The organism is Roseivivax isoporae LMG 25204 (genome assembly GCF_000521865.1).
Classification (GTDB): domain Bacteria; phylum Pseudomonadota; class Alphaproteobacteria; order Rhodobacterales; family Rhodobacteraceae; genus Roseivivax; species Roseivivax isoporae.
Genome location: NZ_JAME01000126.1, coordinates 1 through 1,084 on the forward strand (window position 1 = coordinate 1; position 1,084 = coordinate 1,084).

The 1,084-nt window shown below is 63.9% G+C and carries 3 protein-coding genes; all 3 read left to right on the plus strand.

Annotation, left to right across the window (positions count from 1 at the left end; translation table 11 throughout):
- Positions 1-12: 12 nt before the first annotated feature.
- Positions 13-147 (plus strand): DUF4031 domain-containing protein, encoded by a 135-nt coding sequence (locus RISW2_RS24965; protein WP_280113194.1) that lies wholly within the window; start codon positions 13-15, stop codon positions 145-147.
- Positions 144-491, plus strand: a complete 348-nt coding sequence (locus RISW2_RS24970; protein ID WP_156943997.1) for a hypothetical protein — start codon at positions 144-146, stop codon at positions 489-491. Before RISW2_RS24965 ends, RISW2_RS24970 begins: the two co-directional genes overlap by 4 nt.
- Before the next feature lie 363 nt (positions 492-854).
- On the plus strand, positions 855-1,084 hold a 230-nt coding region (locus tag RISW2_RS24420; protein WP_156943998.1), incomplete at its 3' end, for a DUF4326 domain-containing protein.

Genomic DNA, 1,084 nt, shown 5'->3' on the forward strand with positions numbered 1-1,084 from the left:
TCGCGCCGCTGGATCCAGAAGGCGGGCACCGCCGGGGAACACTTTGACATCTCGAAGTCCAAGCGGGCCGCAGCGGTCGCAGCGGGCGCGGTCGAGATCACGATGCGTGAGCTCGCGATGAAGATCCGGGAAAGGAGAGCACCATGACCGACCCGCGGAAACCCGAATACCGCTTCGACGAGGAGGAGTCCGAGCGCTTTCGCCGGATCGCAGAAGCTCACCTGATGGAGTGCGTCGAGGACGGCGCTCGCGCCATCGGATGCACCGCCGAAGCGTTCATGATCTTCGGCCTGAGCACTTGGGCAGCCGAACTGGATGACCTCGATGGACCCGCAGCGCGCCAGTTGCAAGGCACTCGCTGTGCTCTTCGACCCCACCGTGAGCGACACAGAGAAGGTACACGAAAAGCGACGGATGAATGCTGCCATCGAGCGAATTCGGGCGGCCGCCGAACTGAATATGGCACAACCGCGCGGGAGCGCCTGACATGAGCTGGGGAATAGCGTTCTTCCCGGACCCGCGCACTTGGCGCATCGGGAAATGGGAGCCGACATACACCGATGGCAGTCCCGTCGGCGTCATGTGGTGCTTCGGCCCGATTGCACTGCTCTTCGATGACGAACCTTCCGAGTAGGGCTCAGAGTCCCGGGGCACAGCCGAGGTTCTACGACATGGCCGACGATAACTGCCCGAACTGCGGGGCTGCCCCGGCGATCATGTGGCGCGAGGACGGCGCCTTTAAGCAGCGCACCGAGTGCATCTGCGGTCGTGTGACGCGGTGGGTGCATTGCGGGCACGACGGCCGTGCGTCGGCATCCGATGACGCGATCGACAGCACAGATTAGGAGCGGGGCATGCCGAAGAGAGTGCAGATGCGGCGCGACCGGCCTTGGCGGAAGGACCACCCTGATGCCGTGATCGTGGCCCGACCGACGAAATGGGGAAACCCATATCGGGTCGGAGACGGCATCATGACGGCCGCCGGGGGCCACAGGAAGATCAAGGATCGTCAGGAAGCCGTCGACCTGTTCCGGCGCAAATTCAGCATGTGGGCGACGTCTTACAGCGCCGAAATCATCCGCGA

What these genes read in the sequence shown, in the direction of transcription:
- RISW2_RS24970 (WP_156943997.1), top strand. Translation starts at nt 144, where the DNA reads ATGACCGACCCGCGGAAACCCGAATACCGCTTCGACGAGGAGGAGTCC.